The organism is Mycobacterium innocens (assembly GCF_900566055.1).
GTDB lineage: Bacteria > Actinomycetota > Actinomycetes > Mycobacteriales > Mycobacteriaceae > Mycobacterium > Mycobacterium innocens.
Genome location: NZ_UPHQ01000099.1, coordinates 40,333 through 57,426, shown reverse-complemented (window position 1 = coordinate 57,426; position 17,094 = coordinate 40,333). Strand labels below are relative to the sequence as shown.

The window sequence follows — 17,094 nt, the reverse complement described above, 5'->3', positions numbered from 1 at the left end:
CTGCGCCTAACAACCGCAACAAGAATCCGACCCTTACTGTGGTGCTCCTAGCACCGCCGGGGCCATCCACCGGCAGATTTCCAACGCGACCTGCACCCTGAACACGGCATCGGGATCGTCGAAGCTGCCTCCGCACAGCTCCATCGCCTGAGCTACCCGGTACTGAATGGTGTTGCGGTGCAACAGCATCGCTTCGGCTGTCGCGACATAACTGCGATTGCGCACCAAAAACTCGCGCAGTGTCTCGCGTAGCCACTCATTACGCTCGTCGTCCACGCTGAGCTCGCCCAGTACCTCTGCGACGTAGCACCGCAGCGCATCCACGTCGGCGGCCATCAACGCGATCGGCGCCACGTCGTCGTAGCAGACAACCCGGGCGCCGCGACGGGCTGCACCGGCATCCACCACCGCTTTCACCAACTGGGCCTGTTTCAACGATGCGCGGAAACCGCGCAGCCCGTCTGCCGCCTGGCCGTAGGCCAGCCGTGCTCGGATGCCCGCCGACTCGAACGCGGTGCGCAGCCGCGACGGATCACCGGCGCGGTCGTCCCAGACCGAAAACCACAGCCGCGCCTCCCGCTCGTCGGTCGGCACCAGCAACGAGCCACCCACCAAGCCCAGCTCGGCGGCCATCAGGCAACGGACCTGCTCGAACACGGCCATCACGTCACCGGTGGGCACCGCCGCATCCACCCATACCACCGCGGCGACGTGCATCCCGTCCAGCCGGTACCGCAACAACTTCTCGGCGCGCTGCACGTCCACCGGGGTACCGGCCAGCAACTCGCTGACCGACTGCTGCTGCAAGCCGCCACGGCGGCTCAGCCAGCGTTCGTGTTCCTCTTCATAGGCGACGATCATCTGGTCGGCCACCATGTCGACGATTCGCGACGAACGATTCACCAACTCGGTGATGGTCGGCACTCGCTGCGTGGGTTCCAGCAGCGACACATACTGCATGGCCACCTCGAGAAAGCGTGCATGGCCGAGTCGATGCGCCCGAACCAACGGCGCCAGCGGCACATCACGCTGCGCGCTGCCCGAGCGTAGGCCAGCGCGGCGGGTGGCGCTTCGAGCAACGATGTCGGCGCGTCCCGTTCCAGGTAATGAACGGCTGCGACGTAGTTCTCGGTGATACTGGCCTGCCACATGTCCATCATCCGGCTGTCGTAGTCGAGCCCCTGGATTTCGCTTTTCATGGTGTCGAACACTTCCGCGATGAACTGGTCGCGAATCGTGTCCATCTGTCGGGCGATCACCGAAATGGGGCTACCGCCGACCCCGCCACCGACCTGGGCCACTCTGCGTCCCTTCTGCTGGGCTCAGTTGGTCATTTGCCCGGCCGGAGGCGGGCACCACATGAACACCGTTGCCCGGCCGGAGGCGGGCACCACATGAACACCGTTGCCCGGCCGGAGGCGGGCACCACATGAACACTGTGCCCGGCCACGAACAAGAGCGGAGCGGTTTCGCCGCCCATGCCGGCGCGCCGGTCCGACACCGGTCGCTACCATCGAGGGACTCGACGGCAACGCAGCCCAGAGACAGCCTCGAGGGAGGAACGTGAGCACCGACAGGCCCGACATCGGAGGTCCCGAGATCGACAAGTGGGATCCCGGCCTGACCAAGCGGTTGATGAGTGTCATGCGCCCGATCTTGAAGACATACTTCCGGTGCGAGGTGCATGGCCTGGATTCCTTTCCGCCCGGCGGAGCGCTGGTGGTCGGCAACCACTCGGGCGGAATGTTCCCGATGGACGTTCCTATCTTCAGCATCGATTTCTACGACAGATTCGGCTACGACCGGCCCGTTTACACGCTGAGCCACGACATTCTGTTCATGGGGCTGACCGGATCGCTGTTCCGGCGCACCGGCTACATCCGGGCCAGCCGGGACAACGCAGCCAAGGCGCTGCGCTCCGGTGGCGTGGTGATCGTGTTTCCGGGCGGTGACTACGACGCGTACCGGCCCACCTTCGCCGAGAACGTCATCGACTTCAACGGTCGCAAGGGATATGTCAGCACCGCGATCGACGCCGGGGTGCCCATCGTGCCCGCGGTGTCCATCGGTGGTCAGGAGACGCAGCTCTACCTGTCGCGCGGCACCTGGCTGGCCGAGCACCTCGGACTAAAGCGGCTGCTGCGCAGCGACATCCTGCCCCTGTCGTTCGGTTTTCCGTTCGGTTTCAGCGCCGCGATTCCGCCCAACCTGCCGCTGCCGACCAAAATCGTCACCGAGGTGCTGGATCCGATCGACATCACCGCACGCTTCGGCGAAAACCCCGACATCGACGAGGTCGACACGCATGTGCGGTCGGTGATGCAGGAAGCCCTCAACAACCTAGCGGCCACGCGTCGCTTCCCGATTCTGGGCTGAGCCATGGCATCTCGCGTCACCGAGGCTCTCGGTCTGATCACGACGATGCGGCGCGCCGGGATTATCGCACCGATGCGGCCGGACCGTTACCTGAAGATCGCCGCCGCGATGCGTCGCGAAGGTCTAGGATTCACCGCGGGTTTCGCCGGCGCGGCCCAGCGATGCCCGGACCGCCCAGGGCTGATCGACGAACTGGGCACGCTGACCTGGCGGCAGCTCGATGAGCGCAGCAACGCCTTGGCCGCTGCGCTGCAGGCTTTGCCTGCCGGTCCCCCGAAGGTCGTGGGCATCATGTGCCGCAACCATCGCGGGTTCGTCGAGGCACTCATCGCGGCCAACCGGATCGGCGCCCACATCTTGTTGCTCAACACATCGTTCGCCGGCCCCGCGCTGGCCGACGTGGTGAGCCGGGAGAATGTCGACACCGTCGTCTACGACGAAGAATTCACCGCGACGGTGGATCGCGCCTTCGCGGCCAAACGGGAAGCCACTCGCATCGTGGCATGGGCCGACAACCAGCACGAGCTGACCGTCGAAAAGCTCATCGCCGGGCACTCCGGGAAGCAGCCTCAGCGCCGCGGCGGCAACGGCAAGCTGATCCTGCTGACGTCTGGAACCACCGGAACACCCAAGGGCGCCAAGCACTCCGGCGGAAGTGGTGGAGTCCGCACGCTGAAAGCTGTCCTGGATCGCACACCGTGGCGCGCCGAGGAGCCCATCGTGATCGTGGCACCGATGTTCCACGCCTGGGGGTTCTCGCAGCTGGTGCTGGCCGCGTCGCTGGCCTGCACGATCATCACCCGGCGCAAGTTCGACCCGGAGGCCACGCTGGATCTCGTCGACCGTCACCGGGCGACGGGTCTGGCGGTGGTGCCGGTGATGTTCGACCGGATCATGGAGTTGCCCGCTGAGGTGCGTAATCGCTACAGCGGCAGGTCGTTACGCTTCGCCGCCGCATCCGGCTCCCGGATGCGACCCGATGTCGTCATCGCCTTCATGGACCAGTTCGGCGACGTGATCTACAACAACTACAACGCGACCGAGGCGGGCATGATCGCCACCGCGACCCCGGCCGACTTGCGCGCCGCGCCCGACACCGCGGGCAAACCGGCGGAGGGAACCGAAATCCGGATCCTGGACCCGAAATTCAACGAGATGCCCGTCGGCGAGGTCGGCAGCATCTATGTCCGCAACGACAGCCAATTCGACGGTTACACCTCCGGGACCACGAAGGACTTCCATGCCGGGTTCATGGCCTCGGGCGACGTCGGGTACCTCGACCAGAACGGACGGCTGTTCGTTGTCGGCCGCGACGACGAGATGATCGTCTCCGGCGGCGAGAACGTCTACCCGATCGAGGTGGAGAAGACGCTGGCCGCCCATCCCGACGTGGCCGAAGCCGCGGTGATCGGCGTGGACGACGAGCAGTACGGCCAACGGCTCGCGGCGTTCGTGGTGCTGGAGCCCGGCGCTCATCTCGATAGCGGTGCGGCCCCCGAGGCCCTCAAACAGCATGTGCGCGACAACCTGGCCAACTACAAGGTGCCCCGCGAAATCACTGTTCTCGACGAGCTGCCGCGCGGCAGCACCGGCAAAATCCTGCGCGCCGATCTGCAGTCGAAGGTCAGCGGCTCATGAGAGGCGAGCGACTGCTGAGGCTGGCGCGCCGTCCCCGGCCGCTGACCCGCGGAGCCGTCGAACTCGTCAACGCCGCCAACGGATTTCACCCGATTACCCGGCACCCTTACGCCTCGGCCCTGGTGTTCTGGTTCGGCTGGCCGGCGTCGGAGGTGCCGGGGCTGTATCTGAGCGCCTCGGTGCTCGACGCGGTGCGGCGCGGCCGCCGCGGCGATTTCGCCGGACCTAAAGGGAAGGCGGCGCTGGCGTTGACCGTTGCGGCCTGGACGATCTTGGGGGTGATCCGCTACCGCGGCATCACCACTCCGGGCCCGGTACTGGAAACGGGGTTGAGCGAAGGACTCGGACCCGACTACGCCAAGGAGCTGGCCGCGCTGCCTACCGAGCCGACGCGCCGGGGGCGGCGTAACCTGCCGCTGCGCACCACCGTGGCGCGCCGGCGCTACGTCGAGAAGACCAACATCGTGGCGTACGGCCCGCACCGGCGTGCCAACCTGGCCGACATCTGGCGTCGCCGCGACCTGCCCCGCGACGGCAAGGCGCCGGTGTTGGTCCAGGTGCCCGGCGGTGCGTGGGTGCTGGGTTGGCGCCGCCCGCAGGCATATCCCTTGATGAGCCACCTGGTTTCGCGGGGCTGGGTCTGCGTGTCGCTGAACTATCGGGTCTCTCCGCTGCACGCCTGGCCCGCGCACATCGTCGACGTGAAACGTGCGCTGGCGTGGGTCAAGGAGAACATCGCGGCCTACGGCGGGGACCCGGACTTCGTTGCGATCAGCGGAGGTTCGGCCGGCGGGCACCTGTCGGCCCTGGCGGCTCTGACGCCCAACGAACCCAGGTTCCAGCCCGGTTTCGAACAAGCCGACACGTCGGTGGTGGCGGCGGTCCCCTTCTACGGGCGCTACGACTGGTATTCCACCGACGCCGACGGGCGACCCGAATTCATCGGGCTGCTCGAAAGGTTCGTGGTAAAGCGGAAATTCAGTGAGCATCGGCAGATTTTCGTCGATGCGTCGCCGATCCATCACGTGCGGGCCGACGCGCCGCCGTTCTTCGTGCTGCATGGCGCCGACGACTCCCTCATCCCGGTCGTCGAAGCCCGAGAATTCGTCGACGAATTGCGCGCGGTGTCCAAGTCCCCGGTCGCCTACGCTGAATTGCCAAATGCCCAACATGCTTTCGACATCTTCGGTTCCCCACGCGCGCATCACGCCGCCGACGCGGTAGCCCGGTTCCTGTCCTGGGTCTATGTGACGAACGGGCCCGGCGCACGGTAGCTGCGGCGGTCCGACAAGCCAACGCGGGCACCGAATTTCGTCGCTGCTAAGGTTCGGGGGCTGCGGTGCGGGAGGCGAAATTCGGGGGCGTCGAGCGTGCATTCATGGCGTCGAGCGTGCGTTCGTGGCGCCGAGTGTGCGTTCTTGGCGTCGAGCGCGCGCTGACGGCGTGACTGTGCCGCCAGGGCGGTCCCAGCGCGAAGTTCCCGCCCCGCACGCACACTCAAAGCCGTCACCGCACACTCGATACGACGGCATCACAGTCGCCCGGTAAGCATCTCCGTTCTCCCGAACACCAGCCATCCCAACAGATTCGAGCGAAAGAGCAGGCGCCCGCGAGTCACAAGCAGTGCTCGAGCATATCGAAGACCAGAAGCATTGTGGCGCCGCGCAAGCATCCGATCCCCGAACAGATCACCTACACGATGACCGAGCCGACACAGCGTACGGGAAGCGTTCTGGAAGTCACCGTCAGGATCGCCTAACCCAACACCTGATTCCCGCCAATGGACGGCCACCGAGCCACACCGACCCACGCACCGCCGGGCAGACCCCAGGTACAACGCCTCTCACCTTATGCACCGCGGCCGCATCCACTTGCGAAAGCCCAAGGACGGCCACGGGCGACTGACCAGACCAGTCGCCCGACAGCTCAAGGGGCGACAACAGCGTCAGCGCAAGCCGGCGGCGTGCTCGAGTTCGGTCAGCGCCGGCTCGATGGCGTCGGCCATCTGGTCGATGTCGTTGGCCACTTCCGGTGTCGTCACAAAACCGAAGTCCAGGTACTCCATGTACGAGAAGCAGGTGATGTTGAGGGCGACATCCATCACCGGCGGCCCCAACGGAACCAGCGAATCCAGTTTGGCACCGGCCATGTACAGCGGGAACTGCGGACCGGGCACGTTGGAGACGACCAGGTTGATCGGCGCCAGGTTGTGCGACAGCCCGGTGGCCGTATACGCGCGGGCGGCCAGCTGCAGCAGCCCCGGCGGTGTGGTCTCGGTCAGACCCATGATCTGATGCGCCGAGAGCGCCTTGGCCATTTCCTTGGCGCTCCGGGTGCTTTCGTGGATCGCCTTGAGTCGCTCGGCGGGGTCCTCGATGTGAGTTGCCAGCGAGGCCGTCATCGAGCTGATCTGGTTGCCCACATCGGATTTCGTCTCGTCGGTACGAGTAGAGACGGGGATCTGTGCGATCAGCGGCTTGGTGGGCAGTTCGTCGTGCTTTTGCAGGTATTCCCGGGCCGCCCCCGCCACAAGTGCCAGGACGACGTCGTTGAGCTTGACCCCGAAGGTGTCCTTGACGGCTTTAGCCCGGGCCAGCTCTACCCGCGCGCCGCTAATCCGCCGGTGCGGCGACACCGACGCGTTGAACCGGGTCTTGGGGGCGTCGAAGTAGCGCGGCGGCTTGCTGCGCACACCCAAAGCAGCGATCTGTTGGCGCACGGTCTGCTCCACCAGCCGCGCGATGCGGAACGGTGTCATGATGCCGACGTTGATGAGTGCGCTCACCGCACGCCGCTCCAGTCCGGGAATCTGGAATCCCACGAACCCAACCGTTTCCTGTTGCGGCGCCCGCGGTTCGGGCGTGACGTCCAACAGAATTTCGCCCAGACCGGCGCCGGAGACGCCGTCGACGATCGCGTGGTGCATCTTGGTCAGCGTGGCGATCCGGCCGCCCTCGACACCCTCGATGACCCACAGTTCCCACAGCGGCCGGGAGCGATCCAGTTTGTAGGACATCAGCCGGCCGACGAGCTCCTCGAGCTCGCGTCGCCCGCCGGGACCGGGAACGCCGATACGGCGGACGTGGAAGTCGATGTCGAGGTCCTCGTCCTCGACGAACCAGGGCCGGTCCAGGCCCAGCGGTGCGCCGGCGACCTTCCACCGCAATTGCGGCAGCTCCGGCAATCGCTCGACGAGCAGTTCGCGGAGCCGCTGAAAGCTGTAGTCGTGCGCGCCACTGGGATCGCAGATCGCCAGCGCACCCACATGCATGTGCCAGCCTGCGGTTTCCGCAGACCAAAACGCCGCATCGACACTCGAGAGCCGCTTCATTCCGCGACGATAGCCCGCGCCTACCGGCCGGGGCCAGCTATCCCGAGAATCTCACATCGCGCCGACCGGCGGGTTAGGCGTCCTCGAGTAGGTCGGGCGTCACCGCCGACTCGGTATCCGGAATCCCGTCGACCTTCGCCTTGCGGTCGGCCATCGACAGCAATCGCCGGATCCGGCCTGCCACAGCATCTTTGGTCATCGGTGGTTCGGCGAGGCGGCCCAGCTCCTCCAGCGATGCCTGCCGGTGCTCGACCCGCAGTTTGCCCGCCGCGGACAGATGGTCGGGCACGGTGTCGCCGAGGATCTCCAGCGCACGCTCCACCCGCGCCGCCGCTGCGACCGCCGCCCGGGCCGAGCGGCGCAGATTGGCATCGTCGAAGTTGGCCAGCCGGTTGGCCGTCGCGCGTACTTCGCGACGCATCCGGCGCTCCTCCCATACCAGCCGGGTGTCCTGCGCTCCCATCCGGGTCAGCAATGCACCGATCGCCTCACCGTCGCGCACCACCACCCGGTCGGCGCCGCGCACCTCGCGGGCCTTTGCGCTGACCCCGAGCCGACGCGCCGCACCTACCAGCGCGAGCGCGGCCTCCGGGCCGGGACAGCTCACCTCCAACGCCGACGAGCGTCCTGGCTCGGTCAGCGATCCATGCGCCAAAAAGGCTCCGCGCCAAGCGGCTTCGGCGTCGGCGACACTGCCCCCGACCACCTGTGCCGGCAGACCGCGCACCGGACGGCCACGCACATCGAGCAACCCGGTCTGGCGAGCCAGCGCCTCACCGTCATTGGTGACCCGCAGCACGTATCGGGTGTTCTTGCGAATGCCGCTGGCCGACAAAACGTGCACCACCGCGTTGTAGCCATACAGCTCGAAGATGTCCTTGCGCAGCCGCCGGGCGATGCTGCCCAAGTCCACCTCGGCTTCGACCACCACCCGGCCGCCCACGATGTGTAATCCGCCGGCGAACCGCAGCAGGGAGGTGACCTCAGCTCGCCGCGCACTGACCGATTTGACCACCAGACGACTCAACTCGTCCTTGACTTCGGTCGTCATCGCCACGCGTCGTCACTCCTCGGTCCGTTGCCGCCCAGCGCCGTGCACGCCGGTCTGTTGACGTCCACCCTCGATCGGTATCTCCTGTGTCGTCACCGGAGTCGCCGCCGGGCCTCTGTCCCGCGCCCGCACCGCGTCGAGGACGGCCGCCAGCTTGCCCGGGTCATGTAAAGGTGTACCAGGTCTGGCGACGTCGGCGAAGTGCACCTCGGCCTGCAGCAGCGTTGCGGTGCGGCGCAGTTGCTCGCGCTCCCGCTCGCTGGGCACTCGTTCGGCGTCGATGACGATGTCGTGCACGGTGAACCCCGGGGCATGCTGGGCCAGCACGTGCAGATGACGCTCCACCGAAAAGCCCGCCGTCTCCCCCGGCTCGGCCACCAGGTTGAGCACCAGGGCCCGCTGGGCGGTGGTGGTCTGCAGCGCCGTGAGCAGTCCGGGCACCAGCACATGCGGGATCACGCTGGTGAACCACGAGCCGGGTCCCAGGACCACCAGGTCGGCAGCCATGATGGCATCGACAGCCTGGCGGGTCGCCGGCGGGTCCGGGGGCAGCAACCGCACCCGCCGCACCTTTCCCGGCGTGGTGGCGATCGCCACCTGCCCGCGGATCAGGCGGAACATTCGCGGGTCGGACTCCAGGCCGGACACGTCGGCCTCGATCTGCAGCGCGATCGGGCACATCGGCAACACCCTGCCCTTGACGCCCAGGATGCGTCCGAGTTCGTCGAGCGCGGCAACCGGATCGGCCAGCACCTCCGACAGACCGGCAAGAATCAGGTTGCCGATCGGATGTCCGGCCAGGGCGCCATCACCGCCGAATCGATGCTGCAGAATGGTCGCCCACAATCGCCCGTGCGGGCTATCAGATGCCAAGGCCGCCAACGCCATTCGCAAGTCTCCGGGCGGCACCACGCCGAGTTCGCTGCGCAGCCGGCCGGAGGAACCACCGTCGTCGGCGACGGTCACGATCGCGGTGACGTAGGGAGTCAGCCGGCGCGCCGCCGATAACGTCGCATACAACCCGTGTCCGCCGCCCAGAGCGACGATGCTGTGGCTTGAATGCGGGCTGCCTGCCGTATTCATTCGCGACCCAGATCCCGGTGCAGCACCCGTACCGATAGTCCCGAATCGGAGCCGAGCAGCCGCATCAGCGCTTCGGCGATCGCCACACTGCGATGCTTGCCGCCGGTGCAGCCGACGGCAACCGTCATATAGCGCTTCCCCTCCCTGCGGTAGCCCTCGACGACCAGCGACAGCAGCCGATGGTAAGTCTCCAGGAACTCGGCCGCGCCCGGTTGCTCCAGCACATAATCACGCACCGCGGGGTGTTGGCCGGTGAGTGGCCGTAGCTCGTCCACCCAGTGTGGGTTGGGCAGAAAACGCACGTCCATCACCATGTCGGCGTCCATCGGCAGCCCGTATTTGAAGCCGAAGGATTCGACGGTGACGCTGGTGGTCGCGCCGCCGTCGCTGCCGAACGCGCGCTCGATGCTTTCCCGCAAGCCCCGTACCGACAGGGTCGAGGTGTCGATGATCAGGTCCGCATTGGCGCGCACCGGCGCCAGCATTTTTCGCTCGGCGGCGATGCCCTCGGCCAGCGTCTGCTGGCCCTGCAGCGGATGGCTGCGCCGATTCTGTTCGTAGCGGCGCACCAACATGTCGTCCGACGCCTCCATGAACACCACCCGGGGGGTGATGTTGCGGGTGGCCAGTTCGTTGCGCACCTCGTCCAGGTCGCCGGTGAATCCGCGTGACCGCACGTCCATCACCACGGCTAGTTGGGTGATCCGCGATCCCGCTGCCAGCCCGAAGTCCACCATGCGGGTGATCAGCTGGGGCGGCAGGTTGTCTGCGACATACCAGCCCAGGTCCTCCAGCACCTTGGCCGCCGTGCCGCGTCCGGCTCCGGACAACCCGGTCACCAGAACCACGTCGATATCGGGCGTTGCATGGTTTTCCGGGCCCGCTGAGCTGTCCCCGGTCATTCCGAAGCGTCCGATCGGTCAGGGCGCAGCGCCTCGAGGACGGCCGTAGCCGTGGCTACGCCGATACCCGGAACGGCCGTGATCTGGTCTACGGTGGCCTCCTTGAGGCGGGCGATCGACCCGAAATGGGTGACCAGCGCCTTGCGACGGTGTTCTCCCAATCCGGGCACCCCATCGAGCGCCGATGCCGTCATTCGCTTGGATCGTTTGCTCCGATGGTAAGTGATGGCGAATCGGTGCGCCTCGTCGCGCACCCGCTGCAGCAGATAAAGACCCTCGCTGTTGCGGGGCATGATGACGGGGTCCGGCTCGGACGGCACCCACACCTCTTCTAGCCGCTTGGCCAGGCCGATCACCGCGACGTCGCTGACACCCAGTTCATCGAGGACGGCTTTGGCCGCATTGACCTGCGGTGCGCCGCCGTCGACGACGTAAAGGTTGGGTGGGTAAGCGAACCGCCGTGACTTCCCTTCCGGGCTAAGCAGATTCGGATCGCTCTGATCACTTACGTGGCGCAGGAAGCGTCGTCGGGTCACTTCCGCGATGGAGGCGACGTCGTCGGAGCGTCCCTGGCCGGCGGCCTCCCGGATCCCGAAGTGGCGGTAATCCGACTTGCGCGGCAGGCCGTCCTCGAAGACCACCAGCGAGCCCACCACGTCGGTGCCCTGCACATGGCTGATGTCGACACACTCGATGCGCAGCGGCGCGTCGAGCAACCCGAGAGCTTCCTGAATATTCTGTAGTGCAGCCGATCTGGCGTTGAAGTCACCGGCTCGCTTCAGCTTGTGTTGCTGCAGCGCCTCTTTCGCATTGCGCTGCACGGTCTCGGCCAGCGCCCGCTTGTCGCCGCGGCGCGGCACCCGCAGCGTGACCCGGGAGCCGCGCAGCCCCGACATCCAGCTGGACAACTCCTCGGAGTTGGACGGCAGACAGGGCACCAGCACCTCACGCGGAACCGGGTTGACCGATTCGTCTGCGGCGCTACCCAACTCGGCCTGCTCACCATAGAACTGGGTGAGGAACTGTTCGACCAACTGCTCCTCACCGGAATCCCCGGGGTCTCCGGACTTTTCGACGATCCAGCCGCGCTGGCCACGGACCCGGCCGCCGCGGACGTGGAACACCTGCACCGCGGCTTCGAGTTCGTCGTCGGCGAAGGCCATCACGTCGGCGTCGGTACCGTCGCCGAGCACCACGGCCTGCTTTTCCATGGCGCGCTTCAGCGCCGACAGGTCGTCGCGAAGCCGGGCGGCTCGCTCGAAATCCAGCTGCTCGGCCGCGGCGTTCATCTGGCGTTCCAACTCGCGGGCATACCGGTCGGTCTTACCCGACAGGAAATCGCAGAAGTCCTCCACAATCTGGCGGTGCTGCTCGGCGCTGACCCTGCCGACACAGGGAGCCGAACATTTGTCGATGTAGCCGAGCAGGCATGGGCGCTCGATTTGCTTGTGGCGCTTGAACACTCCGGCTGAGCAGGTTCGCGCGGGAAACACCCGGGTGAGCAGATCGAGAGTTTCCCGGATGGCCCACGCGTGCGAGTACGGCCCGAAATAACGCACACCTTTGCGCCGTGGACCGCGATAGACCATCAACCGGGGAAATTCCTCGTTGAGCGTGACGGCCAGCGCCGGATACGACTTGTCGTCGCGGTAGCGAACGTTGAAGCGGGGGTCGAATTCCTTGATCCAGTTGTACTCCAGCTGCAGCGCCTCGACCTCGGTGTTGACCACCGTCCACTCGACCTTGGCCGCGGTGGTCACCATCTGCCGGGTCCTCGGATGCAGATGGGCGACGTCGGCGAAGTACGACGTCAGCCGGCTGCGCAGACTTTTTGCCTTGCCGACGTAGATCACCCGCCCGTGCGGGTCCCGGAACCGGTAGACGCCAGGCTCGACCGGGATGGACCCGGGCGTGGGGCGGTACGTTGCGGGATCTGGCACGTACCCAGGCTAGTGGTCGTTCGAAGCGCATCTAGAAAGGCGGGGGCTCGTCGGGATCAGGTGGCAGTTCCGGGGTGTCGGCAGGCGGCGACGAGCGCGGGTGTCTTGGCGGCTCTGGCGGTTGTGCCGGCGTTCGGCGTTAATGCGGTGCGCACGCTCCTGGACGCGGGTGCGGGTACCCAGCAGCGATTCGGGGACGTTGGCGGGTCAAGGCGATGGTCCGGGTTCGCAGTGATGCGCACAGCGATCTCGTCGACCCGCGAAGGCTCAACGGGTAACGAGACGTCAGCAACGAGCACGGTCACGGAACTTGATCCCACTTTTGGCGGTCCGTCGAGGCCGCAATTGAGGTGGTTCACCAGAGTTCCCGGGTGCGGCGCGCCAACGCCGGCGTTGAGCCCGGCACCGAGGCCGCTCGAGGTTTGACCATTGGACGAAAGACCGCACGAGGGTGACCAGCCAACTGCTCACTACATTGGTTGCCAGGCAAGTCCCGGGGAAGGCCACGCTCTCGAGCTGCCGCGCAGCCGTGAGGTTCCAGCGCTGAATAGCCCGACACCCATTGCAGGGGTTGATCACCGCCGGGGCGTTGAAGTTGCCGCTCGGTCCCTTCAGACACAGACCAGCTAATCGGTTCTTCAACTGGACGACGCCGTCGGCACTAGCCACACTGGCTCTGAGCAGCGCGACACCGACGCTGCGCCCGTTAGCACACCGACCCGGCGCACACCGCCCGTCAACCGGAATGCGTGCATGCGTCACGCTCTCATCCGGCCTAGCTCAAGCTCGGGTGTCCAATTGCGTCCTTCGTTGAGACGCCCACTCTGCCATGGGGAATCCGGACTGGAAATCACACGCCGACACGACCAAAGCCGCCCGCGAAACCACCGCCAACCCATAATCACACGTCCAGCGCGGGCTACTCATGGTCCATACCAGGACGCCGTCTGCCGCTATCGCGAAGTAATTGAGTCTCATTGGCGTGGACCTTCCGGACGGGCTGACCCCGACCGCGTCACCATGGCAGCCTGACACCGCACGAAAGGCGTTCCAAACCACGTCGTGCACGTTCAGCGTGTTGGCGTAGACGTCGACCGACTCGGCGTAGAGCGGTTCACCTCCGACGTTATACGCCGCCTCAGCGTGGTCCGAGGAGCCCGGCGGCCGCAGTGGTGAGTCCTTGAACAGCAGCGCCGCCTGGCACTCCGGCGGCACGGCGCTGGTGAAGTAGTTGTCGCCAACCCGAGACTGGGTCACCTGGCCGAACGGAGCACGGTCCCCGTCCGCTAGCAACAGCTCCCTCGCCGGAGCGGGCTTGGCGGACGTGGATGGCCCCGCGGGCTGGCCGGTGGGACGCATGGCATGGCCGGCCACCGTTGAGGTGCACGCGCACATCGTGGCCACGACGGCGGCCAGCCCGGCGGCTATCCAGCCCCTGCCGCCATCTCGACCAATGCGTGCCATGGCGCGATGGTACGGGCAGCGCGTTCACTGTGCATGCTGGTCCGGTCGGTATTTGGCCAGCAGGGTTCGCACGGTGTCCATGGCGGCCACGGCGCGTTCCTTGTCCACCGCCTGAATCGCCATCACCGGGATGTACTCGTCGTCGGGCAAGTCGATCCGCGCCCATCGGCTGCCACCCGGAAAGGAGACACCGACCACGTCCGGCCAGGCAAGCAGCTTGTAGCCCAAGAGATTACGTACCGAAAGGCCGGCCGGCCCCACCCGCAGCCGGGGCCGGGTCAACAGCAGCGCAGCGCCGGCAAAAATCAGCCCCAGCGCGCCCATCGCCACCTGGTCAGCGGTTCGCAGGACCACGCCGGTGGTCCCGACCTTCAGCAGCATGCCCACCGCGACATGCACCGCGACAATCAGGAATGCTGCGACGCAGGCGAATCTCGGCGTCCAGTAGGGACGCAACACCACGTCCCAGTCGTCTTGCTGCGGGTCCGCCGTCACGACTGAACGCGTAGCTCGCGCAAGGTCAGCGCGGTGGTCAGTGCCGCCGCGGTCGCTTGCGCGCCCTTGTCCTCCGCCGACGTCGGGAGCCCGGCTCGATCCAGGGCCTGCTCCTCGGTGTTGGTGGTCAGCACCCCGTTCGCCACGGGGGTGGACTCGTCCAGTGAGACCCGGCTCAGCCCTTGGGTCACCGCATCGCAGACATAGTCGAAATGCGGTGTCTCACCACGGATTACCACACCCAGCGCGACGACAGCGTCGTGCTGGCGGGCCAATTCCTGTGCCACTACCGGAATCTCGATTGCGCCCAGTACGCGCACCACCGTCGGGTTGTCGATGCCGGAGTCGGCAGCCACCTTCTGCGCGCCGGCAAGCAGCGCGTCGCAGATTTGGCTGTGCCAGGTGCTGGCCACGATCGCCAGCCGCACACCGGACGCGTCAAGCGCCGGGATGTCCGGCACGCCGGCCCCACCGCTCACAAAGCACCACCGAATTCGCCGGGCAGCGGGACCGATTCCTGGAAATGACCGAATTCGTCCAGCCCGACCAGGTCGTGGCCCATCCGGTCGCGCTTGGTCATCAGGTAGCGGATGTTTTCCGCATTGGCGCGCACCGGCAGCGGCACCCGCTCGATGATGTGCAGTCCGTATCCGTCCAGCCCGACCCGTTTGGCCGGGTTGTTGGTCAGCAGCCGCATCGACCGGACCCCGAGGTCGACCAGGATCTGCGCGCCGATCCCGTAATCCCTTGCGTCGGCAGGCAAACCAAGCTTGAGATTGGCATCCACGGTGTCCGCACCCGCGTCCTGCAATTGGTAGGCCTGCAATTTGTGCATCAGGCCGATGCCGCGGCCCTCGTGGCCGCGCATGTACAGCACCACGCCACGCCCCTCCCGCGCAACCATCGCCATCGCGGCGTCCAACTGAGGTCCGCAGTCGCAGCGGCGCGACCCGAACACGTCCCCGGTCAAGCATTCGGAGTGCACCCGGACCAACACGTCATCGCCGTCAGCGTTCGGGCCGGCGATCTCGCCGCGCACCAGCGCCACGTGTTCGACGTCCTCATAGATGCTGGAGTAACCGATGGCGCGAAACTCCCCATGCCGAGTCGGGATCCGGGCTTCGGCGATTCGCTCGACATGTTTTTCGTGCTTGCGGCGCCACTCGATCAAATCGGCGATGGTGATCAGCGCCAGACCGTGCTCGTCGGCGAACACCCGCAACTCGTCGGTCTGGGCCATTGCCCCTTCGTCTTTTTGGCTGACGATCTCGCAGATGGCGCCGGCGGGTTGCAGTCCCGCCAGCCGCGCCAGGTCGACGGCCGCCTCGGTGTGGCCGGGGCGGCGCAACACGCCGCCGTCCTTGGCCCGCAACGGAACGACGTGACCGGGACGAGTGAAGTCGTCGGCGATGCTGGCCGGATCGGCCAGCAACCGCATGGTGGTGGCCCGGTCGGACGCCGAAATACCGGTCCCGATACCTTGTCGCGCATCGACGGTGACGGTGTAGGCGGTGCCGTGCTTGTCCTGGTTGACCGCGAACATCGGCAACAACCCGAGCCGGTCGCAGATCGAGCCGTCCAGCGGTACGCAGAGGTAGCCGGAGGTGTAGCGAACCATGAAGGCGACCAACTCCGGAGTGGCCTTCTCGGCGGCAAAGATCAGGTCGCCCTCGTTCTCGCGGTCCTCGTCATCGATGACGATGATGGCCTTGCCCGCCGCAATGTCGGCAACCGCCCGCTCGACGGAATCCAGCCTCGTCATCGTTGTTACCTTTGCTGTCGGGGAGCCGGGCCGGCAATGCCCGCATGTCGCATTCAGTATGAACCACGCTGCCGCCTCGGATGTCGCCTTATTCAGTGAGATGGCTCATTCGCGTGCCTTCTGATCAGGCAGTCGGCAATGCCGTCGAGCAACCGCGCACCGATTCACGCATTCATTCGTGACTCCTCCAAGGCTGGGCGACCCGAATGTTGCCGACTTTATTGGGTTATTCCGCTATCGGTGTTTCGCCGCCATTGGAAAAGCGCGACCACGCGCGAACGGGCAAGCGATAATCGACACCGTTTTCCTCGTTGACTGATTGACTGCCATCGCGCGGCTCACTGGTTCGCAACGTGGGGGCATACCCGAGCGCGTTCGCCTTGCTAAGCGGTGTTCTCGGTTGCCGCCGCGCTTCCGGCGTCGGCTGTTCGGGGGGCCTGCAGCAGCCGCTCAACATACTTGGCGAGCACGTCGACCTCCAGGTTCACCCGCGTCCCCACCGGCGCAGAACCCAGCGTGGTCAACTCCCGAGTCGTCGGAATCAGCGAGACCTCGAACCAGTCCCGCGGCTGGGCGCCGAGCCCGGAAACGGTCAGCGAAATGCCGTCGACGGTGATCGATCCCTTCTCCACGATGTAGCGAGCCAACGTCGCGGGAACCTCGATCCGGACCACTTCCCAATGCTGCGACGGTGTCCGGGCCACGATCTCGCCGGTCCCGTCCACATGCCCCTGCACGATGTGCCCGCCGAGGCGGCTGTTGAGCGCGGCGGCCCGCTCCAGGTTGACCCGGCTGCCTTGCCGCAGATCGCCGAGGCTGGACCGGTTGAGCGTCTCGGCCATCACGTCGGCGGTGAACTGGCCGTCGGGCAGCACTTCCACCACGGTCAGGCAGACACCGTTGACGGCGATGGAATCGCCGTGGCCGGCGTCGGAGGTGACGACGGGACCGTGGATGGTCAGGCGCGCCGCGTCGGTGAGGGTGTCCCGCGCGATCACCTCGCCGAGTTCCTCGACAATTCCGGTGAACATCGCCCCAGGCTAGTGGCTCCG

13 protein-coding genes and 2 pseudogenes are annotated in these 17,094 nt (G+C 66.4%); 3 read left to right on the top strand and 12 right to left on the bottom strand.

Going from position 1 to position 17,094, the window contains the following annotated elements:
- Positions 1-33 precede the first annotated feature (33 nt).
- Positions 34-1,301: pseudogene (locus EET03_RS11060) on the bottom strand (PucR family transcriptional regulator).
- 334 nt (positions 1,302-1,635) lie between these two features.
- Between EET03_RS11060 and EET03_RS11055 the strand changes: the two are divergent.
- From EET03_RS11055 to EET03_RS11045, 3 genes are read left to right on the top strand one after another with little or no spacing between them, the layout of a single operon-like run.
- Positions 1,636-2,376 carry a lysophospholipid acyltransferase family protein gene (locus EET03_RS11055; RefSeq protein ID WP_099194373.1) on the top strand — a complete coding sequence of 247 codons (741 nt, stop codon included), beginning with the start codon at positions 1,636-1,638 and terminating at the stop codon, positions 2,374-2,376.
- A gap of 3 nt (positions 2,377-2,379) precedes the next feature.
- Entirely contained in the window at positions 2,380-4,014 is a 1,635-nt protein-coding gene (fadD12, locus tag EET03_RS11050; protein WP_075541796.1) for an acyl-CoA ligase FadD12, read from the top strand.
- Entirely contained in the window at positions 4,011-5,288 is a 1,278-nt protein-coding gene (locus tag EET03_RS11045) for an alpha/beta hydrolase (RefSeq protein WP_075541797.1), read from the top strand. The genes fadD12 and EET03_RS11045 overlap by 4 nt, the downstream gene beginning before the upstream one ends.
- Positions 5,289-5,959: 671 nt before the next feature.
- Here EET03_RS11045 and EET03_RS11040 read toward each other — a convergent pair.
- The 11 genes and pseudogenes from EET03_RS11040 to EET03_RS10990 form a co-directional block, all read right to left on the bottom strand.
- The gene (locus EET03_RS11040; protein ID WP_075541798.1) at positions 5,960-7,345 is read right to left on the bottom strand and encodes a WS/DGAT/MGAT family O-acyltransferase; all 1,386 of its coding nucleotides are present in this window, start codon (positions 7,343-7,345) and stop codon (positions 5,960-5,962) included.
- A gap of 73 nt (positions 7,346-7,418) precedes the next feature.
- A complete protein-coding gene (gene whiA / locus EET03_RS11035; RefSeq protein WP_099194120.1) occupies positions 7,419-8,396 on the bottom strand; it encodes a DNA-binding protein WhiA in 978 nt (325 codons plus the stop codon).
- Positions 8,393-9,479, bottom strand: a pseudogene (locus EET03_RS11030) (YvcK family protein). Before EET03_RS11030 ends, whiA begins: the two are co-directional and overlap by 4 nt.
- Positions 9,476-10,381: an RNase adapter RapZ gene (gene rapZ, locus EET03_RS11025; protein WP_063470466.1), complete on the bottom strand. Its 906-nt coding sequence runs from the start codon at positions 10,379-10,381 to the stop codon at positions 9,476-9,478. The pseudogene EET03_RS11030 and the gene rapZ overlap by 4 nt, the downstream one beginning before the upstream one ends.
- Complete coding sequence (uvrC, locus tag EET03_RS11020; RefSeq protein WP_075541801.1) at positions 10,378-12,321, bottom strand: excinuclease ABC subunit UvrC; 1,944 nt, start codon at positions 12,319-12,321, stop codon at positions 10,378-10,380. The genes rapZ and uvrC overlap by 4 nt, the downstream gene beginning before the upstream one ends.
- A gap of 285 nt (positions 12,322-12,606) precedes the next feature.
- Positions 12,607-12,990 carry a ricin-type beta-trefoil lectin domain protein gene (locus EET03_RS32380; protein ID WP_279637674.1) on the bottom strand — a complete coding sequence of 128 codons (384 nt, stop codon included), beginning with the start codon at positions 12,988-12,990 and terminating at the stop codon, positions 12,607-12,609.
- 111 nt (positions 12,991-13,101) lie between these two features.
- A complete protein-coding gene (locus EET03_RS11010) occupies positions 13,102-13,785 on the bottom strand; it encodes a hypothetical protein (RefSeq protein WP_075541802.1) in 684 nt (227 codons plus the stop codon).
- A gap of 24 nt (positions 13,786-13,809) precedes the next feature.
- Positions 13,810-14,280 carry a PH domain-containing protein gene (locus EET03_RS11005; RefSeq protein WP_075541803.1) on the bottom strand — a complete coding sequence of 157 codons (471 nt, stop codon included), beginning with the start codon at positions 14,278-14,280 and terminating at the stop codon, positions 13,810-13,812.
- Positions 14,277-14,759: a 6,7-dimethyl-8-ribityllumazine synthase gene (gene ribH / locus EET03_RS11000; RefSeq protein ID WP_075541804.1), complete on the bottom strand. Its 483-nt coding sequence runs from the start codon at positions 14,757-14,759 to the stop codon at positions 14,277-14,279. The genes EET03_RS11005 and ribH overlap by 4 nt, the downstream gene beginning before the upstream one ends.
- Positions 14,756-16,042 carry a bifunctional 3,4-dihydroxy-2-butanone-4-phosphate synthase/GTP cyclohydrolase II gene (locus tag EET03_RS10995; RefSeq protein WP_075541805.1) on the bottom strand — a complete coding sequence of 429 codons (1,287 nt, stop codon included), beginning with the start codon at positions 16,040-16,042 and terminating at the stop codon, positions 14,756-14,758. The genes ribH and EET03_RS10995 overlap by 4 nt, the downstream gene beginning before the upstream one ends.
- Before the next feature lie 383 nt (positions 16,043-16,425).
- Positions 16,426-17,073: a riboflavin synthase gene (locus EET03_RS10990; RefSeq protein ID WP_075541806.1), complete on the bottom strand. Its 648-nt coding sequence runs from the start codon at positions 17,071-17,073 to the stop codon at positions 16,426-16,428.
- Positions 17,074-17,094: the final 21 nt, after the last annotated feature.